Here is a 24,933-nt window from a genome sequence, read left to right as displayed (position 1 = left end):
TTCTTTAGACTTCTTTACATTAGGTTAGGCAAAAATGATTTGATGTTTATATACTGAAGGTAAGCCTAACGCGTCACCGGGCTTGCTCGTCATACTTCAGAATGTATTGGCGTTTTACAGGCCCGCTCCCTTGAGAGTAATGGGGAATACAGGCGGTCTGGCTACTCAAAGTATGATAAAGAAAACAGGGGGCAAGGGATGTTGCTTAATAAAATGTGTGGTCGTCGGCTGTCGGCAATCAGTTTGTGCCTGGCCGTAACATTCGCTCCACTGTTCAACGCGCAGGCTGATGAGCCTGAAATGATTCCTGGCGACAGCTCTGCGGCCGTCAGCGAACAGCCTACAGCGTTATCGCAACCGCAGGTACAATCTTACGCGACAGGTGTGATGGCGGGAATTCAGTCTCTGCCCAATGGCACATCTGTGGACAAAGCCCGCGCTGAATTGCAATCTCAGCTACCAGCAGGCTATACGCCGGTTTATATGAGCCAGCTGGAATTACTGTATGCCGCACGCGAAATGAAACCGATGTGGGAAAATCGTGATGCGGTAAAAGCCTTTCAACAACAGTTAGCCGAGGTGGCGATTGCCGGGTTTCAGCCGCAGTTTAACGCCTGGGTTGCGTTACTGACTGACCCGGCAGTCACAGGCCTGGCACGTGATACTGTGCTTTCTGATGCGATGATGGGCTATCTGCACTTTATTGCCAATATCCCCGTCAAAGGTAGCCGCTGGCTCTACAGCGATAAGCCTTATGCACTGGCAACGCCACCGCTCTCCGTTGTTAACCAATGGCAGGTAGCGCTGGACAACGGTCAGCTAACTTCATTTATCACCAGCCTTACACCTCAGCATCCACAGTATGCTGCGATGCATGAGTCGTTGCTGAAGCTGGTGGGGGATTCGCGACCCTGGCCACGGTTAACCAGCACCACGACGTTACGTCCCGGTGAATGGAGTAATGATATCCCGGCGCTGCGCGAAATTCTGCGTCGTACCGGAATGCTGAACGCCGGTGTCAGCACTTCTGCCAAAGAAGGGCGTAGCGCCTACGATCGCGAACTTGTTGACGCGGTGAAACGTTTTCAGACATGGCAGGGGCTGGGGGCCGATGGCACGATTGGCCCTGCGACGCGTGACTGGCTGAACGTGACGCCTGCTCAACGCGCGGGCGTACTGGCGTTAAATATTCAGCGTTTGCGCCTGCTGCCGAGCGATCTGTCTACCGGCATCATGGTAAACATCCCAGCCTACTCGCTGGTTTATTATCAGAACGGAAATCAGGTGCTGGCTTCCCGTGTTATTGTCGGACGTCCCGATCGTAAAACGCCGATGATGAGCAGCGCGTTGAATAATGTGGTTGTAAATCCACCGTGGAACGTGCCGCCGACGCTGGCCCGAAAAGATATTCTGCCTAAATTGTGGAACGATCCGGGGTACCTTGAGCGTCACGGGTATACTGTAATGCGCGGCTGGAACAGCAAAGAGACGATAGATCCGTGGCAGGTTGACTGGGCTACAATCACCGCCTCAAATCTGCCGTTCCGCTTCCAGCAGGCACCGGGCGCGCGTAATTCGCTGGGTCGCTATAAATTCAATATGCCGAGTTCGGACGCTATTTATCTGCACGATACGCCAAACCATAATTTGTTCCAGAAGGATACTCGGGCGCTAAGTTCTGGCTGTGTGCGCGTGAATAAGGCCTCGGAACTGGCGAATATGCTGCTGCAGGATGCTGGCTGGAATGATACGCGCATCTCGGATGCCCTGAAGCAAGGGGATACGCGGTATGTAAATATCCGCCAGAATATTCCGGTCAACCTGTACTATCTGACTGCCTTTGTGGGAAACGATGGACGTACGCAGTATCGAACAGATATTTACAATTACGATCAGACAGCGCGATCCAGCGCACAAATCATGTCGAAAGCTGAGCAATTAATCAGATAAATGAAGCAGTTCGAGGAAAATGATTGTCGTAAGTTATGACGAAAACGGGGCAGGATGGCTGCAAGCCCCGTATTTCCTGGGTTTGGGAGCCTTGACGTGGACTACTTAGCCAGATAAGGTTTCCCGCGTGCGCTAGAGCATACATACGATAACATTGACCTGTAGACCTTAATACCATGGACAAATTTGACGCTAATCGCCGCAAACTGCTGGCGCTTGGTGGCATTGCCCTCGGCGCTGCCATCCTGCCTACGCCTGCGTTTGCTACACTCTCCACCCCACGTCCGCGTATATTGACTCTGAATAACCTGCATACCGGTGAGTCAATAAAAGCAGAGTTTTTTGATGGCAGGGGCTATATTCAGGACGAATTAGCAAAACTTAATCACTTTTTCCGTGACTTTCGGGCGAATAAAGTGAAATCCATCGACCCGGGATTGTTTGATCAACTCTTCCGTCTGCAGGGATTGCTGGGTACGCGTAAACCCGTACAACTGATCTCCGGCTATCGTTCCATCGATACTAATAACGAACTCCGTGCACGTAGTCGTGGTGTGGCAAAGAAAAGCTACCACACGAAAGGCCAGGCCATGGATTTCCACATTGAAGGTATCGCATTAAGCAATATTCGCAAAGCTGCGTTATCTATGCGCGCAGGTGGTGTAGGATACTACCCCAGCAGTAACTTTGTGCATATCGACACCGGGCCTGCACGGCACTGGTGATCCGTAAGCTTAATGAAACAGGAGCTGTATGAACTATCGTATTATTCCGGTCACTGCATTCGCCCAGAACTGCTCGCTAATCTGGTGTGAGCAGACGCGTCTGGCCGCACTGGTCGATCCCGGCGGTGATGCCGAGAAAATCAAACAGGAAGTCGATGCCAGCGGTTTGACGCTCATGCAGATCCTGCTTACCCATGGACATCTTGACCATGTAGGGGCAGCGGCTGAACTGGCACAGCATTACGGTGTACCGGTTATTGGGCCGGAAAAAGAAGATGAGTTCTGGCTGCAGGGGCTGCCTGCGCAAAGCCGCATTTTTGGCCTGGGTGACTGTGAGCCGTTGACGCCCGATCGCTGGCTAAACGAAGGCGATCGGATTAGCGTCGGCAACGTAACCTTACAGGTGCTGCATTGCCCGGGTCACACGCCAGGGCATGTTGTCTTCTTTGATGAACAATCAAAGTTACTGATTTCAGGCGACGTGATTTTCAAAGGTGGCGTAGGGCGCAGTGATTTCCCGCGTGGGGATCACAACCAATTGATTGATTCGATTAAACGTAAACTCTTACCATTGGGTGATGACGTGACGTTTATCCCGGGTCACGGCCCACTTTCTACGCTGGGTAACGAACGGCTACATAACCCGTTCCTGCAGGATGAAATGCCAGTCTGGTAACACCGCAGATAAATAAAAAGGCCGCGATTGCGGCCTTTTTATGCGCAATAAATTACAGCACTGCGACAATCGCTTCGCACAGCGGTGCCATGTTATCTGGCGTCATTCCTGCGACGTTTACACGTCCGGAAGCGACGGCATAGACACCAAACTCTTCACGCAGACGCAGAACCTGTTCTTTTGTCAGGCCGCTGAAAGAGAACATACCGTTCTGTTTGATGATAAAGCTGAAGTCGCGGTTTGCACCTTTCTCCTGCAGCGTATTGACAAACAGTAAACGCATGCGCTGAATACGTTGGCGCATGTCAGTCAGTTCCTGTTCCCAGATGGCACGCAGCGCATCGTTGCTCAGAATTGTGGCGACTACGGATGCACCGTGGGCTGGCGGGTTGGAGTAGTTCGCACGAATTACCGATTTCATCTGGCTAAAGGCACGGTCAACGGTTTCAGCATCAGCTGCAACCAGTGTACAGGCACCTACGCGCTCATTGTACAGACCAAAGTTTTTGGAATAGGAGCTGGCGACAATCAGCTCTTTATGCAGCGCGGCGAATGCACGCAGACCCTCTGCATCTTCTTCCAGACCACGCGCAAAGCCCTGGTAGGCGAAGTCGAACAGTGGTAACCAACCTTTTTCGACTGACAGCTGAGCCAGCGTTTGCCACTGCTCCAGCGTCGGATCGATACCGGTCGGATTGTGGCAGCATCCGTGGAATAATACGACGTCGCCAGCTTGTGCTTCAGCCAGGCTTGCCAGCAACGCATCAAAGTCCAGTGAATGGTTTGCAGCATCGTAATAGTTATATTCACGCACTTCCAGACCAGCAGAATTAAATACGCTCTTATGGTTCGGCCAGCTTGGGTTGCTGACCCACACGCGTTTTGCGCTGGTGTTTTTTGCCAGGAAATCAGCGGCCACACGCAGGGCACCCGTACCACCAGGGGTCTGTGCGGTACGCGCGTGTTTTTCATTAATCAGAGCACTTTCTTTACCAAACAGTAATTCCTGAGTGCAGCGACCAAACTCTGGAATACCGTCAATGCCAAGATAGTTTTTGGTGGTTTCATTTTCCAGGATATATTGCTCGGCTTTTTTAACGCTGGTCAGTACCGGCGTTTTGCCTGTCTCATCTTTATATACACCGATTCCGAGGTTGATTTTCCCCGGGCGGTCATCGGCACGAAACAAATCAGCCAGGCCCAAAATGGGGTCGGCAGGAGCGGCGGTAATGTTCTCAAACATGACGAGGTTCCATTGTGGTTACAGAAGGGAAGTCCGCTATCAGGTTAACGGTAGATTTACAAAATGCCAACCGTTAGTGACGAAAAGCAGGGGTGTTTTTTGAAGACGCAAGAATCCGCTGGCGGATATAAAAAAACAGGACCGAAGTCCTGTTTTTTAGGCATTTAGCAAAGAGGTCTGCTATTAGAACTGGTAAACGATACCCACTGCAACGGTGTCGTCAGAGCCTACGCCCAGTTTGTTGTCAGAATCGATCTGGTTGATGATGTAATCAACATAGGTGGACATGTTTTTGTTGAAGTAGTAAGTCGCGCCCACTTCGAAGTAGTTCACCAGATCTACGTCACCGATACCTTCGATATCCTTACCTTTAGATTTGGTATAGGCGAGGGACGGACGCAGGCCGAAGTCGAACTGGTACTGAGCAACTAACAGTACGTCTTCAGTTTTGTTCGCATAACCGTTAGAAATGCGGGTTGCGTTGCGGGTTTCGCTGTAGTTCGCTGCCAGGTAGATGTTGTTAGCATCGTATTTCACGCCGGTAGCCCACTGCTCAGCTTTGTCGCCATGGCCGCGCAGAAGCGGGTTTTGCTGGGCATCGGTACGGTCAGCCGCGCCGTATGCACCGACGATACCGAAGCCTTCGAATTCGTAGCTTACAGAACCGCCAACGCCGTCACCATTAGAGCGACGAACGTCATCACGCTCGTTTTTACCCAGGTACTGAACAGCGAAGTTCAGGCCTTCAACCAGACCGAAGAAGTTGGAGTTACGGTAAGTCGCGAGGCCACCGTTACGCTGAGAGAAGAACTGGTCGGAAGCCGCAGTATCGCCACCGAATTCTGGCAGCATATCGGTGTAACCCAGTGCATCGTATACGACGCCGTAGTTACGACCGTAATCGAAGGAACCTGCGTCACCGAATTTCAGACCAGCAAACGCCAGACGGGTTTTGTTCCCATTCTGAGAGTCGTCACCGCCTTCGGAGTTATTGCCGCTGAACTGGTATTCCCACTGGCCGTAACCGGTCAGCTGGTCGTTAATCTGAGTTTCCCCTTTGAAACCAAGACGGGCGTAAGTTTGATCGCCATTAGGTGCGTAGGCGTTGTCACCGTTGTGCTTGGAAAAATAGTGCAGACCTACAGCTTTACCGTAGATGTCTACTTTATTGCCATCTTTGTTATAAACTTCTGCAGCGTTAGCTGCCCCGGCTACCAGCAGAGCAGGGATAACCACTGCAAGAATATTGCGCTTCATCATTATTTATTACCCTCATCGGTTTTTATATGACACCTGCCACTGCCGCCAATAAATTCCGTCAATAAAAATTTACGGAACTATTGATGAGAGTTTGGTGTCTTTATGTGTCTGCAGGCATCTTTCCATTCAAACTACCGTTTCGCTACTCTCAAAGTGCTACAAATATAAAGATTTAGTTTCAAAAAGAAAAAATGTGTAACAAAATGTTATTTTTATGCAACTTTGTGAACGACTTCAAATTTCAGGTGTCCCTGCGATTGAATTTTGCTCAGTTTTATCTATTTATATGATTTTCTTATACTTAATTTTGCTAACGACATTTTTATCTAGCCCCGCAAAAAAGAACCATTTTTACAAATGCATATTTTGGCCGTCCAGAATGCCGTGCGAATGGGTAATAAATGCTCTATTTGATCATGAAGTGCTAATCCACAATAAAAATAGTGATTATTTTTTGTTCTCAAATGTTGCAGTGAAACATTGCGTAACAGGAAGGGGGAATTTACGGGTTGAGTTTAGTGCGGGATGAGAGTCCATCTAAGGCGACAAATACAGCAATGCGCTGAGCGAAAAAAGGCCAGCAGTGCTGGCCTTTATGATTAAAGCGACAACGTTAGAAGCTGGCGTTACGCGGTGTACGCGGGAACGGAATAACATCGCGGACGTTCTGTACGCCGGTGACATAAGCGATCAGACGCTCAAAGCCCAAACCAAAACCGGAATGCGGAACGGTACCGTAGCGACGCAGATCGCGATACCACCAGTAATCTTCTTTGTTCAGACCCATCTCCAGCATACGGGCATCCAGCACGTCCAGACGCTCTTCACGCTGAGAACCACCGATGATTTCACCGATTCCCGGTGCCAGCACGTCCATTGCCGCCACGGTTTTACCGTCGTCGTTAAGGCGCATATAAAACGCCTTAATATCTTTCGGATAGTTTTTAACAACCACCGGCGCTTTAAAGTGTTCTTCGGCAAGATAGCGTTCATGCTCAGAAGACAGATCAACACCCCAGTAAACCGGGTTTTCAAACTGTTTGCCGCATTTTTCCAGGATGCTTACCGCATCGGTGTAATCCACCTGCGCGAAGTCAGCATCAATAAAACGTTCCAGGCGTGATACCGCGTCTTTGTCGACACGTTCGGCGAAGAACTTCATATCATCCGCACGTTCTTCCAGTACGGCTTTGAACGCGTATTTCAGCATTGCTTCAGCCAGACCTGCAACATCGTTCAGATCGGCAAAAGCGACTTCCGGCTCAAGCATCCAAAACTCTGCGAGGTGACGGCTGGTGTTGGAGTTTTCCGCACGGAAAGTCGGTCCAAAGGTATAAATTTTGGACAGGGCGCAGGCATAGGTTTCGCCGTTCAACTGACCGGAAACGGTCAGGAATGCTTCCTTACCAAAGAAGTCTTTATCGAAATCGACTTTACCCTGATCGTTACGCGGCAGGTTTTCCAGATCCAGCGTAGAAACACGGAACATTTCACCCGCACCTTCCGTATCGGAAGCGGTGATCAGCGGAGTAGATACCCAAAAGAAACCCTGCTCGTGGAAGAAGCGATGCAGCGCTTGCGCCAGCGTATGACGTACGCGCGCTACCGCACCAATCATATTGGTGCGCGGACGCATATGCGCCACTTCACGCAGATACTCAATGCTGTGACGCTTAGCCGCCATTGGGTAGGTATCAGGATCTTCAACCCAGCCCGCGACTTCAACTTCAGTGGCCTGAATTTCAAAGCTCTGTCCTTGTCCAGGTGATGCAACGACTTTACCCGTTACGATAACTGAACAACCCGTCGTCAGGCGCAGTACGTCCTGATTGTAATTGGGCAGAGAATTATTGATGACGGCCTGTACAGGATCAAAGCAGGAACCGTCATAAACGGCGAGGAAGGAGATGCCAGCTTTTGAATCTCGGCGGGTACGCACCCATCCGCGCACGGTGACTTCGCTGTCAACGGCTACGCGGCCCTGGAGTACGTCGGCTACAGGCACAACGCTCATAATATTCTCTCTGTTAATAGTCGGATATATAAACACATGTCCACCCATAATGGGGGGGATACCTATGTTACCTGGCATCTGCAATCAGACAAGCAGAATTCGTAGCTGGAGTGAAAGATTTCGGAAATAAACGTGAAAAGGGAGCCAAAGTGGCTCCCTGGAAGGACTAGCTGGCTTTTTTAATATGCGGGAGATCGAAGGCTTTGCGCAGCGCGCGCACAAACGCTTTATCATGGCAGATGGTTTTACCCGGGCTGTCAGATAACTTCGCCACCGGTTTGCCGTTACATTCGACCAGCTTGATAACGATATTCAGCGGCTTAACCTGGGGGATGTTACACGTCAGGCGTGTCCCGATACCAAAGCTCAACTTCACGCGAGAAGAGAAGTGGCGGTAGAGTTCAATCGCTTTATTCAGATCGAGGTTATCGGAGAACACCAGCGTTTTGCTTTGCGGGTCAATGCCCAGTTTTTCATAATGGGCGATGGCTTTCTCACCCCATTCCACCGGATCGCCAGAGTCGTGGCGCAAACCCTGGTAGCGGGTCGCAAACTCAACGCCAAAGTCGCGCAAAAACGCGTCCATGGTGATGCAATCGGTCAGGGCGATGCCGAGCTGGTCGGGATATTCGTTCAGCCAGGCGGCCAGGGCAACGCGCTGGCTGGTGGCAAGCTCAGGGCTGATTTGCTGGTGTGCCTGGAACCATTCATGCGCCTGGGTTCCCATCGGCGTTAATGACAAACGACGGGCAAGATCGTAGTTGCTGGTGCCAACAAACCACGGCTCTTGCTGCAGGCGTTTAACGATAGCCTGCTGGACTTCACGTGAAAAACGACGACGCGTACCGAAATCCATCAGATGGAAGCGGGACATATCGACATCTTTCGTTAAAGCAGAGAATTCTGCTAATTTGTTTTCCAGCTCAGCCAGTGCCTGCGGGACGCCTGATTCGGGCGAGCGATAACGGTGTACCAGCTCGCTTATCACCGCTAACAGCGGAACTTCCCACATGATCACTTCGCGCCATGGCCCGGTTAAGCGAATGTTCAACTTACCGTTGTCATTGGTGACGCAAACCTGTTCCGGGTTATAGCGGAAATCACGTAACCAGGTGAGGTAATCAGCTTTGAAGAAAGGCAGGCCGGAGAGCCACTGGTACTCGTCCTCCTGCAGTCGCAGGTGCTGCATAGCATTCACCTGTTCGCGAATAGAATCGGCATAAATACCGAGCAGGTCATCGCCACGGCAACGAAATTCAGCCGCTACTTGTACATCATAGTAGTGGTGAAAAACGGCTTGCTGCATATGCAACTTATAAGCGTCTGTATCCAGCAGCGAGTGCAGAACAGGAGAAGCGAATTGTGTCATAGGTGCGCAGTAGCATCCTCTCACGGGAGCGTTTAGTACAATAAACAACTAAGAAAACCGCTGGAGTATACCCTGTTTAGCGATTTATTGAACCCCGATCACACCATAAGCTGTCTTTCTGGTCGAGGGCAATTCGTGCCGCGTGTTATAAAAATGTAGCAAAAAGGGCGTTTGTGCCTGAAAAGATGAACATTCTGCGTAGCGTGATTTACGCAACAGGAATAGACTGAAGCCGAGACTCTACCAAAGATGCTAAAGGTTTTTTTATGACACAACAGCCACAAGCCAAATACCGCCACGACTACCGTGCGCCGGATTACCAGATTACTGATATTGACTTGACCTTTGACCTGGATGCTGAAAAAACCGTGGTCACCGCAGTGAGCCAGGCTGTCCGTCATGGCACGTCCGATGCGCCCCTGCGCCTGAATGGCGAAGATCTGACCCTGATGTCAATCCACGTGAATGACGAACCGTGGACAGCATATAAAGAAGAAGAGGGCGCTCTGGTCATCAATCAACTGCCGGAACGTTTTACGCTGCGTATCGTGAATGAAATTAGCCCAGCGGCGAATACCGCGCTGGAAGGGCTTTACAAGTCAGGTGACGCGCTGTGTACCCAGTGCGAAGCGGAAGGCTTTCGCCATATTACCTGGTATCTCGACAGGCCGGACGTGCTGGCGCGTTTTACGACCAAAATTATTGCCGATAAAACCAGATATCCATTCCTGCTTTCCAACGGTAACCGTGTTGCGCAGGGCGAACTGGAAAACGGTCGCCACTGGGTGCAGTGGCAGGATCCATTCCCGAAACCGTGCTATTTGTTTGCGCTGGTAGCAGGTGATTTCGACGTGCTGCGCGACACCTTTACCACCCGCTCCGGGCGTGAAGTGGCGCTGGAACTGTATGTCGATCGTGGGAACCTGGACCGCGCGCCGTGGGCGATGACCTCGCTGAAAAACTCCATGAAATGGGATGAAGAGCGCTTTGGCCTCGAATATGATCTCGACATCTATATGATTGTCGCCGTGGATTTCTTCAACATGGGCGCGATGGAGAATAAAGGTCTGAACATCTTTAACTCCAAATACGTGCTGGCGCGTACCGATACCGCCACCGACAAAGATTACCTCGATATTGAGCGCGTCATCGGTCACGAATATTTCCATAACTGGACCGGCAACCGCGTAACCTGTCGCGATTGGTTCCAGTTGAGCCTGAAAGAGGGGTTAACCGTGTTCCGCGATCAGGAATTCAGTTCCGATCTTGGCTCACGTGCGGTAAACCGTATCAGCAATGTGCGTACCATGCGCGGCCTGCAGTTTGCTGAGGACGCCAGCCCGATGGCGCATCCTATCCGTCCGGATATGGTCATCGAAATGAACAACTTCTATACCCTGACCGTATATGAGAAGGGTGCGGAAGTGATTCGTATGATCCACACCCTGCTGGGTGAGGCTAACTTCCAGAAAGGGATGCAGCTGTACTTTGAGCGTCACGATGGTAGCGCTGCGACCTGTGATGATTTCGTGCAGGCGATGGAAGATGCGTCGAACGTCGATCTCTCCCATTTCCGCCGCTGGTACAGCCAGTCCGGTACGCCGATTCTGACCGTGCGAGATGACTACAATCCAGCAACGGAACAGTACACACTGACTATCAGCCAGCGTACGCCAGCCACGCCGGATCAGGCTGAAAAGCAGCCCTTGCATATTCCTTTTGCCCTTGAGTTGTATGACAACGAAGGGAAAGTGATCCCGCTACAAAAAGGCGGGCACCCGGTGAATTCCGTACTCAACGTGACCCAGGCAGAGCAGACGTTTGTCTTTGATAACGTCTACTTCCAGCCGGTTCCGGCGCTGCTGTGCGAATTCTCCGCGCCGGTGAAACTGGAATATAAATGGAGCGATCAGCAACTGACCTTCCTGATGCGCCATGCGCGTAACGATTTCTCTCGTTGGGATGCGGCGCAAAGCCTGCTGGCGACCTATATTAAGCTCAACGTTGCCCGTCATCAGCAGGGACAACCGCTGTCGCTGCCGGTCCACGTGGCCGATGCATTCCGCGCGATTCTGCTCGATGAGAAAATCGATCCGGCACTGGCGGCAGAGATCCTGACGCTGCCTTCAGTAAATGAAATTGCCGAACTGTTCGACATCATTGATCCGGTGGCGATCGCCGAGGTACGCGAAGCGTTAACCCGCACGCTGGCGGCCGAGCTGGCGGATGAATTCCTCGCCATCTATAACGCTAATCATCTTGATGAGTATCGCGTAGAGCATGGCGATATTGGCAAACGTACGCTGCGCAATGCCTGCCTGCGATTCCTGGCCTTTGGCGAAACCCATCTGGCTGACACGCTGGTAAGCAAGCAATACCGTGAAGCGAATAACATGACTGATGCGCTGGCGGCGCTGTCTGCGGCGGTCGCAGCACAGTTGCCGTGTCGTGACGCGCTGATGCAGGAATACGACGACAAATGGCATCACGACGGTCTGGTGATGGATAAATGGTTTATCCTGCAGTCCACCAGCCCGGCGAGAAATGTGCTGGAAACGGTACGCGGCCTGCTGAAGCATCGTTCCTTTAGTATGAGTAACCCGAACCGCATCCGTTCGCTGATTGGTGCCTTCGCGGGCAGCAACCCGGCGGCATTCCATGCGGAAGATGGTAGCGGCTACCAGTTCCTGGTGGACATGCTGACTGAGCTCAACAGCCGTAACCCGCAGGTGGCGTCACGTCTGATTGAGCCGTTGATTCGTTTAAAACGCTATGATGCAAAACGTCAGGCGAAGATGCGTGCGGCGCTGGAACAGCTGAAAGGTCTGGAGAATCTGTCGGGCGATCTGTTCGAGAAAATTACTAAAGCGTTGGCCTGAGACGTTGACCTGTAGTTTTGTAGGCCGGATAAGGCGGTAACGCCGTCATCCGGCAAAATGCCCGGTGGCGCTCATGCTTACCGGGCCTACAACGTCCTGAATGTTTATCCATGCAGTCGGATTGACTGTTCTGCCTCGCCACGCTGCATCACCCGATTCAACACCTCGGCTTCCAGTTCTGTCAGACGAAGAGAGCCAATCCGGCGTGGTCGCGCAATATCCACCGTTAAATCCAGTCCGATTTTTCCATCCTCAATCAGCAAAACGCGATCGGCCATTGCCACCGCTTCACTGACGTCATGGGTGACCAACAGCACGGTAAAGCCGTGCTCTTGCCATAAAGAGACGATCAGCTCCTGCATTTCAAGGCGGGTTAAGGCATCCAGTGCGCCGAGGGGTTCATCCAGCAGAAGCAGACCGGGGCGATGAATTAATGCCCGCGCCAGAGCCACGCGCTGTTTTTGTCCGCCAGAAAGTGCTGCGGGCCACTCCTGAGCACGATTCTCCAGTCCAACGGCGGCCAGCGCATCTCGGGCCGCATTGTGCCAGTGACCTTTCAGACCCAGACCGACGTTATCGATAACCGTCTTCCATGGCAGCAGACGCGCATCCTGAAACATCATTCGCGTATCATCCTGAATCTCTGCCAGCGGGGTGGTTCCGGCGAGTAATGCGCCAGAGGTGGGCGACTCCAGTCCAGCCAGCAGGCGCAGCAACGTACTTTTACCTCCGCCACTGCGGCCTACGACGGCAACGAACTGTCCGGCCGGAATATGCAAATCTAACTGATTGAGCACCGTATTGGCGGCGTATTGTTTCGTTACGGCGCTTAGCAAAAGCGGCGTGCCCTGGTTCAGGCGAGCGGTGTTCATATGGTAGCCTCCTTCACATGGTAAGCCGGGTTCCAGCGCAGCCAGATTCGCTCCAGCAGTTGGGCACTGACATCGGCTAGTTTGCCGAGCAGGGCATAGAGAATAATGGCCACCACGACCACATCGGTTTGTAGAAATTCGCGGGCGTTCATCGCCAGGTAGCCAATACCGGCATTGGCTGAAATGGTTTCTGCGACGATAAGCGTCAGCCACATCAGCCCGAGAGCGAAACGCACCCCAACCATAATCGAGGGCAGGGCGCCGGGGAGGATCACATGAATAAACAGTGAAAAACCAGACAACCCATAGCTGCGCGCCATTTCAACCAGCCCGCGGTCGATATTGCGTATCCCGTGCCAGGTGTTGATGTAAATCGGGAACAGCGTGCCCAGGGCGACGAGAAAGATCCTGGCGGATTCATCAATACCGAACCACAAAATCACCAGCGGGATCAGCGCCAGATGCGGTACGTTACGCAGCATCTGCACCGAGGTATCCAGCAGGCGTTCTCCCCAACGCGAAAGACCGCTGATCAGTCCCAGCGTCAGGCCAATCGATCCACCGATAGAGAATCCGATCAGCGCGCGCCAGGCGCTGATCGCCAGATGCTGCCAAAGTTCGCCGCTGGCGGAAAGCGTCCAGAAAGCTTCGACCACGCCCTCCGGTGAGGGCAGGATGCGGTTGGACAGCCAGCCCATTGATGATGCGAGCTGCCAGAACGCCACCAGACCTACCGGTAAAAACCAGGGCGCGAGGCGCAATAACCACCTATTTTTCTGTGTTGCCATTAGCCGCTCCTTAGCTTTGTGCGACTTTGCGCGGGATGAATTCGTTCGCCACCGCTTCGCCTTGCTGTTGCAGGCGCAGCGGTTGCGGAATTTCTGGTATCGCGACATCCAGATGCGGGAACAGCAGCTCACCAACTCTGTATGCCTCTTCCAGATGCGGATACCCGGACAGCACAAAGCTGTCGATTCCCAGCGCGGCATACTCGTTAATACGCGCTGCGACCGTAGGACCATCCCCAACCAGTGCGGTCCCTGCGCCACCGCGCACCAGTCCTACCCCTGCCCACAGGTTCGGGCTAATTTCCAGTTTGTCGCGTTTACCGTTGTGCAGTGCAGCCATTCGCTGCTGACCAACCGAATCCGTTTTTGAGAAGGCGGCCTGGGCTTTGGCGATGGTGTCGTCATCCAGATGGGATATCAGACGATCCGCTGCCTGCCACGCCTCTTGTGTTGTCTCCCGTACGATCACATGCAGACGAATACCAAAGCGGATCTTGCGCCCGAGTGCCGCTGCTTTGGCCCGTACCTGTTCAATCTTCTGTTTCACCTGTTCAGGCGGTTCGCCCCAGGTCAGGTAGAGATCAACCTGTTCTGCAGCCAGATCTTGTGCGACATCAGACGAGCCGCCGAAATAGAGTGGAGGATGTGGCTGCTGGATCGGCGGGAAGAACAGTTTTGCCCCGCGAACATGAATATGTTTGCCTTTGAAATCAACGGTTTCACCTTGCAGTAAGCGTCGCCAGACCTGAGTAAATTCGCCAGAGGCTTCATAGCGCGCGGTGTGATCGAGGAACACGCCGTCGCCAGCCAACTCCTGCGGATCGCTGCCGGTCACCAGGTTAAATAGCGCCCGACCATTAGAAAGCCTGTCGAGCGTTGCTGCCTGACGCGCGGCAACCGTCGGCGAGGTGACGCTTGGGCGTAGCGCGACCAAAAATTTTAACCGCTGGGTGACCGGGATCATCGAGGCGGCGACAAGCCAGGCATCTTCGCAGGAGCGACCGGTGGGGATCAGCACGCCGGTAAACCCCAGACGGTCGGCCGTTTGAGCAATTTGTTGCAGATATCCGTGATCGACCGGGCGCGAACCTTCTTCCGTTCCAAGATAATGACCGTCACCGTGGGTGGGTAAAAACCAGAACATGTTCAGACTCATAATTTTTCTCCTGCCTGCTGAGTGGGTTGCCAGATACGCTGGCGAATATCGATTTTTTTCGGCACCAGGCGGTTGTCATAAAACAGATCCGCGGTTTGTTGCTGTAGCGCAGCAACAGAGTCGCTGACGGGCGTAATGGTGGTTGGCGGGCGGTGATCCAGATAAGAGGCAATTACCGGCTCAGGCAGGCCCATGGTTTTAGCCAGCAGGGCAATGCTTTGCTGCCGCTGGCTGAGGGTTAACGCATCGGCCTGGCTAAAGGTATTCAGTACGCCAAGAATAAAAGCGCCATTTTTTTCGGCATAAGGACGTGCGGCGAGATAAAACGAACCGGTTTGCTTGAGGTCTGAGCCGTCTTTCAGCACGCGTACATCACCTTGCAATAACGCGGCGGCATAGTAGGGATCCCAGATAGCCCATGCATCAACGTTTCCTTGCTGGAAGGCCGCTCGCGCATCGGCTGGCGTCAGATAAGTCGGTTGAATATCGGTAAATTTCAGCCCAGCCTGTTGCAGTGCACGGAGCAGTAAATTGTGGGCGCTGGAACCTTTCTGGAAAGCGACTTTATGTCCTTTAAGCTGCGCGACGTTCTGGATCGGGCTATTTTTCGGCACCAGAATCACTTCAGCTTTCGGTTTGGGGGGCTCAACGCCCACGTAAACCAGATCTGCCCCCGCGGCCTGGGCGAAAATGGGTGGAATGTCACCCGTACTGCCGAGATCGATACTGCCGATATTGAGCGCTTCCAGCATTTGTGGCCCGGCAGGGAACTCAACCCACGAGATTTTGGTTTGCGGGTAGCGTTTCTCCAACAATTGATGGCTTTTTGCCAACACCATGCTGACGCTCCCTTTCTGATAACCAATGCGTAGAGCATCGGGCGCAGGTTCTGCGGCGTGCGCCAGCGTTGACAGTGACAGCAGCCCAGCCAGTGTGAACCACGACGTGTGACGTTTGAGCAGATTAAGCATGGGCGGCACCTCGCAGGGCATTCAGTTGAGGGAGTTGGATATCGCGACGATGCAATGCCAGCCAGAAGGTGTCGAGCGCACTATCCATGCGCTGCTGCAGGTTGGGCGTAAACTGCGGTTTATGTTGATAATCGATGACCTGCGAATCATCGGCAAATACGCCGTGCAGGATCTCCTGGGCTTTTAACGCACTCAGTACCGGTTTCAGCGCGTAATCGACGGCCAGTAAATGCGCCACGCTGCCGCCGGTCGCCAGCGGCAACACCACTTTTCCTTCCAGCGCCCGCTCGGGGAGCAGATCGAGCAGCGTTTTCAGTGCGCCAGAGTAAGCGGCTTTGTAGACCGGCGTGGCGACAATCAGCCCGTCAGCATCTTGCAGTTGTTCAATAAATGTCTTCAACGCCGGACTGTCAAAACGGGCATAGATTAGGTCTTCCGGGGCAAAGTTATGCAGGTTCCAGTGAAAGACTTCGACATCATGACCGTTGAGTTTTTCTCGGGCATATTCCAGTAACGCACTGGAGCGAGAAGGAAAGCGAGGGCTCCCCGCCAGAGTGATGATGCGCATAATTTCATTCTCCGCTTATAACCAATTGTTTGCTTTTAGTTAACATTGATAACAATTTATGCAGTCTGGCAGAGAGATTTTGTTTATCGAAATGATTTATACGGGATAGAAAAGTTGGAAATTGAATAAAAAGGCAGGGGCCAGGAAAACGATTGCTATTTATTGCCGCAGGTCAATTCCCTTTTTGCTCACGATCGCACATAATACGCCCCCGGTTTGCACACCGGGAATCCAGGAGAGTTCATGTACTACCCCTTCGTTCGTAAAGCCCTTTTTCAGCTCGATCCAGAGCGCGCTCATGAATTGACATTCCAGCAATTACGTCGCATTACCGGCACACCGCTTGAAGCGCTTGTGCGCCAGAAAGTACCGGCAAAACCGGTTACCTGTATGGGGCTGACGTTTAAAAATCCGCTCGGGCTTGCTGCCGGACTGGATAAAGACGGGGAGTGCATTGATGCGCTCGGCGCGATGGGATTTGGCTCAATTGAAATAGGTACCGTGACGCCGCGTCCTCAGCCGGGTAACGATAAACCGCGTCTGTTCCGTCTGGTCGATGCAGAAGGTTTGATCAACCGTATGGGGTTTAATAACCTGGGTGTTGATAACCTGGTTGAGAACGTTAAAAAATCGCATTTTGACGGTATTCTGGGGATTAATATTGGCAAGAATAAAGATACCCCAGTAGAGAATGGCAAAGATGACTATCTGATTTGTATGGAAAAAGTCTATGCTTATGCGGGTTATATTGCGATTAATATCTCTTCACCGAATACGCCGGGATTACGTACGCTGCAATACGGCGAGGCTCTGGACGATCTGCTGACGGCTATTAAAAATAAGCAAAACGATCTGCAAGCGATCCACCATAAATATGTGCCGGTGGCGGTAAAGATCGCGCCGGATCTTTCTGTGGAAGAACTGATCCAGGTTGCTGACAGTTTAGTTCGGCATAATATTGATGGCGTAATTGCGACTAACACCACGCTCGATCGTTCGCTCGTTCAGGGAATGAAAAATTGCGATCAAATGGGTGGTCTGAGCGGGCGACCATTGCAATTAAAAAGTACAGAAATTATTCGCCAGTTGTCTCAGGAATTAAAAGGGCAGTTGCCAATTATTGGTGTTGGCGGGATCGACTCGGTGATTGCCGCGCGGGAAAAAATGTCTGCCGGCGCAAGCCTCGTGCAGATTTATTCGGGCTTTATTTTTAAAGGTCCGCCGTTGATTAAAGAAATCGTCAGCAATATCTGATCTATGCCTTAATCCGACAACCAGGGCTTTATTTCTGGCCCTGGTTGTTTTATATTCCTTTACTGTTGCTTATTTAAACATTCTGAGCTTTTATTATTAAGGCAATAAACGAAGCGGCAAAAGGATACTGTCGTAATGGCGATGATTAAGGAAAGGAGAGAAACTGATGCGAATTAAACCCGACGATAACTGGCGCTGGTATTATAATGAAGAGCACGATCGTATGATGCTCGATTTAGCCAATGGCATGTTATTCCGCTCGCGTTTTGCGCGTAAAATGCTCACGCCTGATGCTTTTTCTCCATCTGGTTTTTGTGTTGATGACGCCGCGCTTTATTTCTCCTTCGAAGAAAAATGCCGTTATCTGGATTTAGCTAAAGAACAAAAAGCGGAACTGGTGCTAAATGCGCTGGTGGCTATTCGGTATCTTAAACCGCAAATGCCAAAAAGCTGGCACTTTGTTGCGCACGGTATTAACTGGTCGCCAACCGTGGGTGACGCCGCCTGTGTGGATTTAAGCGATACCGAAGAACAGGTAAATCTGTTAGTGGTAGAGCCGGGTGAAAATGCCGCACTGTGTTTGCTTGCGCAGCCCGGAGTGGTCATCGCTGGTCGCACCATGCAACTTGGCGATGCGATTAAAATCATGAATGACAGACTGAAACCACAGGCAATTGTCGACAGTTTCAACCTTGAGCAGGCGGTCTAACTTTCCAGCCTGATTGCTGTCTTGGGTACACAACTGCAGCAAAGAATCGTTCCGTCATCGCCAATCGCTGATTTTTTCAGTGGGTTGACTTCGCCTTCTACCAGCCGAATCCGGCAGCATCCGCAAATTCCCGCACGACACGAGTAGGGAACACGGATCCCCTGGTTTTCCAGCTGTTCCAACAATACCTGCTGATTATTTCCGCGAAACGTTTGACCCTGCCAGTCAATCATCACTGTTGCATCGGGTTGTTGTTGCAAAGCCGTATCATCAGATTCCGCCGCGCTGTACAGCCGGGCGGGTCGGGTCGCCAGTATTTCGACTTCATCACCTACACGAATTACGCCGCTATTACGGGCGATGAGATTCTGGCCGAAATCGACATCACCGTTGTCCGCCGCCGTGCGGAAGGTTTGCAGCGTTGCCAGTGGCTCGCCAGACGGATGTTTCTGGCCTTTTTCCGGGCTGACGGTAGTGAAAATACAGCGGCTACAGGGTTTTGCCACATCAAAAATGACGTCGCCGATGCGAATCACTTTCCAGGTATCTTCTTCCCAGGCGCCAGCGCCTGAAATCACCAGATTAGGGCGAAACTGTTCCATTTTGACGCTTGCCGGACAGCGCTGTTGCAGATCGCGTAGTGATGCTTCATTGGTCAGCAGATAGGGATAACCGTCGGCGAAGGATAAGGGAACGTCATCGTGGCGCTTTACCCGGCGCGTCAGTTGCGGGCCAACCCAGCGTAACTGCACATCACGGGAAAAGAAACCGCTGATCCAGCGATTGATATCCGCTGGTGCTACTCGCGCGGTAAAATGATTTCCCCATACTTCAGTTGGCGCATCCTGGGTGGCAAAGTCGGCAAAGCGCACTAACGCGCTGCTGCCGTCTGGCGCCGTAAGATGCAGTCCATCGTGGAAAGGAGAAGGGGTAAAGCGGACCATTTGCGGGAACTGTCGGGCAGTGATGAACGTTCCGTCAGGTTCAGTGATCATAAATATGCGATCAAAGGCAAGGCCGCTGATATCTGCCAGGGCGTGCGTTAGCCCAATGCCGCGCATTGATTTAACCGGATGGATAAAAAGTCGGGTTAACGTGACCACTGTACTGCCCCTCGAATGAAAATAAGCCTTCAACTTTATGACATACAGCCCATATTAGCTATAATGCGCAGCAATTTTCTTGGAGTAAAAGTGACATTATGAATTCTCTGTTTGCCAGTACGGCCCGCGGGCTGGAAGAGCTGTTAAAAACTGAACTGGAAAACCTCGGCGCGCTGGAGTGCCAGGTCGTTCAGGGTGGGGTCCATTTTAAGGGCGACACGCGGCTTGTTTACCAGAGCCTGATGTGGAGCCGCCTGGCCTCGCGCATTATCCTGCCGATGGGAGAATGCAAGGTCTACAGCGATCTTGATCTGTACCTCGGCGTTCAGGCAATCGACTGGACAGAGATATTTAATCCTGGTGCCACCTTTGCCGTGCATTTTAGCGGCCTGAACGAGACGATTCGTAATAGTCAGTACGGTGCACTGAAAGTAAAGGATGCGATTGTCGATGCCTTTACCCGTAAAAACCTGCCGCGTCCGAACGTAGATCGTGAATCACCCGATCTGCGCATTAACGTCTGGTTGAACAAAGATACCGCCAGCATCGCCCTCGATCTGAGTGGTGACGGCCTGCATCAGCGTGGTTATCGCGATCGCGCTGGTCAGGCGCCGATTAAAGAAACGCTGGCGGCCGCCATTGTGATGCGTTCAGGCTGGCAGCCGGGTACGCCGCTGCTCGATCCGATGTGTGGTTCCGGTACGTTGCTGATTGAAGCCGCAATGTGGGCAACCGATCGCGCGCCGGGCCTGCACCGTGGCTACTGGGGCTTCAATGGTTGGGCGCAGCACGATGAAGTCGTCTGGCAAGAAGTCAAAGCCGAAGCACAGGTTCGTGCACGCAAAGGGTTGGCGGACTATACCTCGCACTTCTATGGATCTGACAGCGATGCGCGGGTAATTGAAAAAGCGCGCAGTAATGCCCGCCGCGCCGGTATTGCCGATCTGATGACGTTTGACGTTAAAGATGTCGCTAAACTGAGCAACCCGCTGCCTAAAGGACCGTATGGTACGGTTATCAGCAACCCGCCATACGGCGAACGTCTTGATAGCGAACCGGCGTTGATAGCTCTGCACAGCCTGCTGGGACGCACGATGAAAAACCAGTTTGGCGGCTGGAATTTGTCGCTGTTCAGCGCCTCGCCGGATCTGCTCAGCAGCCTGCAATTGCGTGCGGATAAACAGTTTAAAGCGAAAAATGGTCCGCTGGATTGCGTACAGAAGAACTATCACGTTGCAGAAACGACCGCTGACAGCAAACCTGCAACGGTGGCGGGAGATTATGCCAACCGCCTGCGCAAGAATATTAAGAAATTGGAAAAATGGGCACGTCAGGAAGGGATTGAATGCTATCGCCTGTATGACGCTGACCTGCCGGAATACAACGTTGCAGTGGACCGCTATGGTGACTGGGTCGTGGTTCAGGAATATGCGCCGCCGAAGACGGTTGATGCGCAGAAAGCACGTCAACGCCTGTTCGACATTATCGCCGCAACGCTGTCGGTACTGGAAATCGCACCAAACAAACTGGTGCTGAAAACCCGTGAGCGCCAGAAAGGGAAGAACCAATACCAGAAAATGAACGAGAAGGGCGAGTTCATTGAGGTGAGCGAGTATAACGCGCGCCTGTGGGTAAACCTGACCGATTATCTGGATACCGGCCTGTTCCTCGATCACCGTATTGCACGCCGCATGTTGGGGCAGATGAGCAAAGGGAAAGACTTCCTTAACCTGTTCTCCTATACCGGCAGCGCCAGCGTACATGCGGGATTGGGCGGTGCGCGCAGCACCACAACGGTAGATATGTCGCGTACCTATCTGGAATGGGCAGAGCGTAACCTGCGACTGAACGGGTTAAGCGGACGTGCGCACCGCTTGATTCAGGCCGACTGCCTGGGCTGGTTGCGTGATGCCAATGAACAGTTTGATCTGATCTTCATTGATCCGCCGACGTTCTCTAACTCTAAGCGTATGGAAGACTCGTTCGATGTGCAGCGCGATCATCTGGCGCTGATGAAAGATCTGAAACGCCTGCTGCGTAAAGACGGCACGATTATGTTCTCCAACAACAAACGTGGATTCCGTATGGACCTCGACGGTCTGGCTGAACTGGGATTGAAAGCACAAGAAATTACCCAAAAAACGCTTTCCCTAGACTTTGCCCGTAACCGCCAGATCCACAACTGCTGGCTGATTACCGCAGCCTGAAAGGAAAAATAAATGTCATTGATCAGTATGCATGGCGCATGGCTGTCGTTCAGCGATTCGCCACTTCTTGATAATGCAGAATTGCATATCGAGGATAACGAACGCGTCTGTCTGGTAGGCCGTAACGGCGCGGGCAAATCGACGCTGATGAAGATCCTGAACCGTGAGCAGGGTCTTGACGATGGGCGTATTATTTATGAGCAGGATCTGGTTGTGGCGCGTCTGCAGCAGGATCCGCCGCGCAACGTGCAGGGTAGCGTCTACGATTTCGTCGCCGAAGGGATTGCAGAACAGGCGGTTTACCTCAAGCGTTATCATGATATCTCGCATCTGGTGATCACCGATCCGAGTGATAAAAACCTCCAGGAACTGGCGAAGGTTCAGGAACAGCTGGATCACCATAATCTGTGGCAGCTGGAAAACCGTATTAATGAAGTACTGGAACAGCTTGGCCTGGAAGCAGACATGGAGCTGGCATCGCTTTCCGGCGGCTGGCTACGTAAGGCGGCGCTGGGCCGCGCGTTAGTGAGCAACCCGCGCGTGCTGCTGCTGGATGAACCGACGAACCACCTGGATATTGAAACCATCGACTGGCTGGAAGGGTTCCTGAAAACCTTCAATGGGACAATCATTTTCATCTCCCACGACCGTTCATTTATTCGCAATATGGCGACGCGCATTGTCGATCTCGACCGCGGCAAGCTGGTGACCTATCCGGGGAACTACGATCAGTATCTGCTGGATAAAGAAGAAGCGTTGCGCGTAGAAGAGTTACAAAACGCGGAATTTGACCGCAAACTGGCGCAGGAAGAAGTCTGGATCCGTCAAGGTATTAAGGCGCGTCGAACCCGCAATGAAGGCCGCGTGCGTGCGCTGAAAGCCATGCGTCGCGAGCGTGGCGAGCGGCGTGAAGTGATGGGCACAGCGAAGATGCAGGTCGAAGAAGCGAGCCGCTCAGGCAAGATTGTTTTCGAAATGGAGAATGTTGATTACCAGGTTGACGGGAAGCAGCTGGTGAAAGATTTCTCCGCGCAGGTGCAGCGCAGCGACAAAATTGCCTTAATTGGGCCTAACGGCTGCGGCAAAACAACGCTGCTGAAGCTGATGCTGGGACAATTACAGGCCGACAGTGGTCGCATCCACGTCGGGACGAAACTGGAAGTTGCCTATTTCGACCAGCACCGTGCTGAACTGGATCCCGATAAAACCGTGATGGACAACCTGGCTGAAGGTAAGCAAGAGGTGATGGTGAACGGTAAGCCGCGCCATGTGCTGGGCTATCTTCAGGACTTCCTGTTCCATCCGAAACGTGCGATGACGCCAGTACGTGCTCTCTCTGGCGGGGAACGTAATCGCCTGTTATTGGCGCGTTTGTTCCTGAAACCCAGCAATCTGTTAATTCTCGATGAACCCACCAACGATCTCGACGTCGAAACGCTGGAACTGCTCGAAGAGTTGATTGACGGTTATCAGGGGACCGTATTGCTGGTGAGCCACGACCGTCAGTTTGTCGATAATACCGTGACCGAATGCTGGATCTTCGAAGGCGGCGGTAAAATTGGTCGTTATGTCGGCGGTTATCATGATGCGCGCAGTCAGCAATCGCAGTATGTGGCGTTTAAACAACCCGTTGAGAAAAAAACGGAGGAAACTGTTGCGCCTAAAGCAGAAATTGTAAAACGTGGCACCAGCAAACTAAGCTATAAACTACAGCGCGAACTGGAGCAGCTTCCTGCGCTGCTTGAAGAACTGGAAGCTAAGCTGGAAGCCTTACAGACTCAGGTTGCTGACGCCGCGTTTTTTAGTCAGCCGCACGAGCAAACGCAACAGGTGTTAGCTAATCTGAACGAAGCGGAACAAGAACTTGAGCAAGCCTTTGAGCGCTGGGAGTATCTTGAGTCTTTGAAGAATGGCGCATAATTAAAGGAGCACCTATGTGCGAACATCACCATGCCGCGAAGCATATTTTGTGCTCGCAGTGTGACATGCTGGTGGCGCTTCCTCGCCTTGAGCATGGTCAGAAAGCGGCATGTCCACGATGTGGCACTACGTTAACGGTTGAGTGGGACGCGCCACGGCAGCGTCCTACCGCCTATGTGTTAGCAGCATTGTTCATGCTGCTTTTATCAAACCTGTTTCCCTTTGTGAATATGAACGTCGCAGGGGTGAGTAGTGAAGTGACGTTGCTGCAAATTCCCAGCGTGCTCTTTTCTGAAGATTACGCCAGTCTCGGCACCTTCTTTATCTTATTCGTTCAGTTGGTTCCGGCCTTTTGTCTGCTGACGATCCTGCTACTGGTAAACCGGGTTCAGATGCCCGAGCGGCTTAAAGCATGGCTGGCGCGCATTTTGTTTCAGCTAAAAAGCTGGGGAATGGCCGAAATCTTCCTCGCGGGCGTGCTGGTGAGCTTTGTTAAACTAATGGCCTATGGCGATATCGGTGTGGGCAGTAGTTTCATCCCGTGGTGCTTCTTTTGTCTTCTCCAGTTACGAGCATTCCAGTGTGTCGATCGTCGCTGGCTGTGGGATGATATTGCGCCGATGCCGGCTATCAAACAGGTCTTAAAACCTGGCGTGCCTGGTATCCGACAAGGATTGCGTTCCTGCTCCTGTTGCACGGCTATTCTTCCGGCTGATGAGCTGGTGTGTCCGCGCTGTCAAACGAAAGGCTATGTGCGTCGTAAAAACAGTTTGCAATGGACACTGGCATTACTGTTCACGTCGATCATGCTTTATCTTCCTGCCAATATTCTGCCGATTATGATCACCGATCTGCTGGGGTCAAAACTGCCATCAACCATTCTTGAGGGCGTGGTTTTAATCTGGAGCGAAGGTTCTTATCCCGTGGCTGCAGTTATCTTTATCGCCAGTATTATGGTGCCGACCTTAAAAATGATCGCCATTGCCTGGCTATGTTGGGATGCCAAAGGGCATGGCAAACGCGACAGCGAACGTATGCACCTGATTTATGAGGTGGTGGAATTTGTCGGTCGCTGGTCAATGATCGACGTTTTTGTTATTGCGGTACTCTCTGCGCTGGTGCGCATGGGAGGGTTAATGAACATTTATCCTGCAATGGGTGCTTTGATGTTTGCTTTAGTCGTCATTATGACAATGTTTTCTGCGATGACATTTGATCCGCGTCTGTCGTGGGACCGTGAACCAGAACCAGGCCATGAGGAGTCCTGAC

19 protein-coding genes are annotated in these 24,933 nt (G+C 52.2%); 9 read left to right on the top strand and 10 right to left on the bottom strand.

What is annotated here, in order from left to right; all coding sequences use genetic code 11:
* Positions 1-198 precede the first annotated feature (198 nt).
* The 3 genes from ldtD (at position 199) to SK32_RS08445 (ending at position 3,351) form a co-directional block, all read left to right on the top strand.
* Positions 199-1,950, top strand: coding sequence for a L,D-transpeptidase (ldtD, locus tag SK32_RS08455; protein ID WP_048212132.1), 1,752 nt, complete (start codon positions 199-201; stop codon positions 1,948-1,950).
* A gap of 176 nt (positions 1,951-2,126) precedes the next feature.
* The gene (locus SK32_RS08450; RefSeq protein ID WP_003831948.1) at positions 2,127-2,675 is read left to right on the top strand and encodes a peptidoglycan L,D-endopeptidase MepK; all 549 of its coding nucleotides are present in this window, start codon (positions 2,127-2,129) and stop codon (positions 2,673-2,675) included.
* A gap of 28 nt (positions 2,676-2,703) precedes the next feature.
* Complete coding sequence (locus tag SK32_RS08445; protein WP_048212131.1) at positions 2,704-3,351, top strand: MBL fold metallo-hydrolase; 648 nt, start codon at positions 2,704-2,706, stop codon at positions 3,349-3,351.
* A 52-nt stretch (positions 3,352-3,403) separates the two neighbouring features.
* Here SK32_RS08445 and aspC read toward each other — a convergent pair whose 3' ends face one another.
* The 4 genes from aspC to pncB form a co-directional block, all read right to left on the bottom strand.
* On the bottom strand, positions 3,404-4,594 hold the full coding sequence (aspC, locus tag SK32_RS08440; protein WP_048212130.1) for an aspartate transaminase: 1,191 nt from the start codon (positions 4,592-4,594) through the stop codon (positions 3,404-3,406).
* A 183-nt stretch (positions 4,595-4,777) separates the two neighbouring features.
* Positions 4,778-5,854 (bottom strand): porin OmpF, encoded by a 1,077-nt coding sequence (gene ompF / locus SK32_RS08435; protein WP_048212129.1) that lies wholly within the window; start codon positions 5,852-5,854, stop codon positions 4,778-4,780.
* 613 nt (positions 5,855-6,467) lie between these two features.
* Entirely contained in the window at positions 6,468-7,868 is a 1,401-nt protein-coding gene (asnS, locus tag SK32_RS08430) for an asparagine--tRNA ligase (RefSeq protein WP_048212128.1), read from the bottom strand.
* 166 nt (positions 7,869-8,034) lie between these two features.
* Positions 8,035-9,237 (bottom strand): nicotinate phosphoribosyltransferase, encoded by a 1,203-nt coding sequence (gene pncB, locus SK32_RS08425; protein WP_048212127.1) that lies wholly within the window; start codon positions 9,235-9,237, stop codon positions 8,035-8,037.
* Positions 9,238-9,503: 266 nt separating this feature from the next.
* Here pncB and pepN point away from each other — a divergent pair, with 266 nt between their 5' ends.
* Positions 9,504-12,116: an aminopeptidase N gene (gene pepN / locus SK32_RS08420; RefSeq protein ID WP_048212126.1), complete on the top strand. Its 2,613-nt coding sequence runs from the start codon at positions 9,504-9,506 to the stop codon at positions 12,114-12,116.
* A gap of 104 nt (positions 12,117-12,220) precedes the next feature.
* Here the strand turns inward: pepN and ssuB are convergent, their stop codons facing one another.
* From ssuB to ssuE, 5 genes are read right to left on the bottom strand one after another with little or no spacing between them, the layout of a single operon-like run.
* Complete coding sequence (gene ssuB / locus SK32_RS08415) at positions 12,221-12,988, bottom strand: aliphatic sulfonates ABC transporter ATP-binding protein (protein WP_048212125.1); 768 nt, start codon at positions 12,986-12,988, stop codon at positions 12,221-12,223.
* Positions 12,985-13,776 carry an aliphatic sulfonate ABC transporter permease SsuC gene (gene ssuC / locus SK32_RS08410; protein WP_048212124.1) on the bottom strand — a complete coding sequence of 264 codons (792 nt, stop codon included), beginning with the start codon at positions 13,774-13,776 and terminating at the stop codon, positions 12,985-12,987. Before ssuC ends, ssuB begins: the two co-directional genes overlap by 4 nt.
* Positions 13,777-13,786: 10 nt before the next feature.
* A complete protein-coding gene (ssuD, locus tag SK32_RS08405) occupies positions 13,787-14,932 on the bottom strand; it encodes an FMNH2-dependent alkanesulfonate monooxygenase (RefSeq protein ID WP_048212123.1) in 1,146 nt (381 codons plus the stop codon).
* A complete protein-coding gene (locus tag SK32_RS08400; protein WP_048212122.1) occupies positions 14,929-15,903 on the bottom strand; it encodes a sulfonate ABC transporter substrate-binding protein in 975 nt (324 codons plus the stop codon). Before SK32_RS08400 ends, ssuD begins: the two co-directional genes overlap by 4 nt.
* On the bottom strand, positions 15,896-16,471 hold the full coding sequence (ssuE, locus tag SK32_RS08395) for an NADPH-dependent FMN reductase (protein WP_048212121.1): 576 nt from the start codon (positions 16,469-16,471) through the stop codon (positions 15,896-15,898). Before ssuE ends, SK32_RS08400 begins: the two co-directional genes overlap by 8 nt.
* 243 nt (positions 16,472-16,714) lie before the next feature.
* On the opposite strand from ssuE, the gene pyrD reads away from it, so the two are divergent.
* Positions 16,715-17,725: a quinone-dependent dihydroorotate dehydrogenase gene (gene pyrD, locus SK32_RS08390; RefSeq protein WP_048212120.1), complete on the top strand. Its 1,011-nt coding sequence runs from the start codon at positions 16,715-16,717 to the stop codon at positions 17,723-17,725.
* A gap of 166 nt (positions 17,726-17,891) precedes the next feature.
* Positions 17,892-18,434, top strand: coding sequence for a cell division protein ZapC (zapC, locus tag SK32_RS08385; RefSeq protein WP_048212119.1), 543 nt, complete (start codon positions 17,892-17,894; stop codon positions 18,432-18,434).
* Here the strand turns inward: zapC and SK32_RS08380 are convergent.
* Positions 18,431-19,537 carry a YcbX family protein gene (locus tag SK32_RS08380; RefSeq protein ID WP_048212118.1) on the bottom strand — a complete coding sequence of 369 codons (1,107 nt, stop codon included), beginning with the start codon at positions 19,535-19,537 and terminating at the stop codon, positions 18,431-18,433. The two genes, zapC and SK32_RS08380, sit on opposite strands and share 4 nt — an antisense overlap.
* A gap of 98 nt (positions 19,538-19,635) precedes the next feature.
* On the opposite strand from SK32_RS08380, the gene rlmKL reads away from it, so the two are divergent.
* Genes rlmKL through pqiA form a run of 3 tightly spaced genes read left to right on the top strand, consistent with a single transcriptional unit; the run spans position 19,636 to position 24,932 of the window.
* Positions 19,636-21,744, top strand: coding sequence for a bifunctional 23S rRNA (guanine(2069)-N(7))-methyltransferase RlmK/23S rRNA (guanine(2445)-N(2))-methyltransferase RlmL (rlmKL, locus tag SK32_RS08375; protein WP_048212117.1), 2,109 nt, complete (start codon positions 19,636-19,638; stop codon positions 21,742-21,744).
* Between the two features lie 12 nt (positions 21,745-21,756).
* Positions 21,757-23,664, top strand: a complete 1,908-nt coding sequence (locus tag SK32_RS08370; protein WP_048212116.1) for an ABC transporter ATP-binding protein — start codon at positions 21,757-21,759, stop codon at positions 23,662-23,664.
* Positions 23,665-23,678: 14 nt separating this feature from the next.
* Positions 23,679-24,932: a membrane integrity-associated transporter subunit PqiA gene (gene pqiA, locus SK32_RS08365; RefSeq protein WP_048212115.1), complete on the top strand. Its 1,254-nt coding sequence runs from the start codon at positions 23,679-23,681 to the stop codon at positions 24,930-24,932.
* Position 24,933: the final 1 nt, after the last annotated feature.

It is taken from the genome of Citrobacter sp. MGH100, assembly GCF_001034465.1.
GTDB classification, from domain to species: Bacteria; Pseudomonadota; Gammaproteobacteria; order Enterobacterales; family Enterobacteriaceae; genus Citrobacter; species Citrobacter youngae.
This window is presented reverse-complemented; position numbering and strand designations above follow the sequence as displayed.

Bases quoted from the DNA above. Each gene is read 5' to 3' on its own strand.
- ldtD (WP_048212132.1), top strand. From the start codon at position 199: ATGTTGCTTAATAAAATGTGTGGTCGTCGGCTGTCGGCAATCAGTTTG.
- SK32_RS08450 (WP_003831948.1), top strand. From the start codon at position 2,127: ATGGACAAATTTGACGCTAATCGCCGCAAACTGCTGGCGCTTGGTGGC.
- SK32_RS08445 (WP_048212131.1), top strand. From the start codon at position 2,704: ATGAACTATCGTATTATTCCGGTCACTGCATTCGCCCAGAACTGCTCG.
- aspC (WP_048212130.1), bottom strand. From the start codon at position 4,594: ATGTTTGAGAACATTACCGCCGCTCCTGCCGACCCCATTTTGGGCCTG.
- ompF (WP_048212129.1), bottom strand. From the start codon at position 5,854: ATGATGAAGCGCAATATTCTTGCAGTGGTTATCCCTGCTCTGCTGGTA.
- asnS (WP_048212128.1), bottom strand. From the start codon at position 7,868: ATGAGCGTTGTGCCTGTAGCCGACGTACTCCAGGGCCGCGTAGCCGTT.
- pncB (WP_048212127.1), bottom strand. From the start codon at position 9,237: ATGACACAATTCGCTTCTCCTGTTCTGCACTCGCTGCTGGATACAGAC.
- pepN (WP_048212126.1), top strand. From the start codon at position 9,504: ATGACACAACAGCCACAAGCCAAATACCGCCACGACTACCGTGCGCCG.
- ssuB (WP_048212125.1), bottom strand. From the start codon at position 12,988: ATGAACACCGCTCGCCTGAACCAGGGCACGCCGCTTTTGCTAAGCGCC.
- ssuC (WP_048212124.1), bottom strand. From the start codon at position 13,776: ATGGCAACACAGAAAAATAGGTGGTTATTGCGCCTCGCGCCCTGGTTT.
- ssuD (WP_048212123.1), bottom strand. From the start codon at position 14,932: ATGAGTCTGAACATGTTCTGGTTTTTACCCACCCACGGTGACGGTCAT.
- SK32_RS08400 (WP_048212122.1), bottom strand. From the start codon at position 15,903: ATGCTTAATCTGCTCAAACGTCACACGTCGTGGTTCACACTGGCTGGG.
- ssuE (WP_048212121.1), bottom strand. From the start codon at position 16,471: ATGCGCATCATCACTCTGGCGGGGAGCCCTCGCTTTCCTTCTCGCTCC.
- pyrD (WP_048212120.1), top strand. From the start codon at position 16,715: ATGTACTACCCCTTCGTTCGTAAAGCCCTTTTTCAGCTCGATCCAGAG.
- zapC (WP_048212119.1), top strand. From the start codon at position 17,892: ATGCGAATTAAACCCGACGATAACTGGCGCTGGTATTATAATGAAGAG.
- rlmKL (WP_048212117.1), top strand. From the start codon at position 19,636: ATGAATTCTCTGTTTGCCAGTACGGCCCGCGGGCTGGAAGAGCTGTTA.
- SK32_RS08370 (WP_048212116.1), top strand. From the start codon at position 21,757: ATGTCATTGATCAGTATGCATGGCGCATGGCTGTCGTTCAGCGATTCG.
- pqiA (WP_048212115.1), top strand. From the start codon at position 23,679: ATGTGCGAACATCACCATGCCGCGAAGCATATTTTGTGCTCGCAGTGT.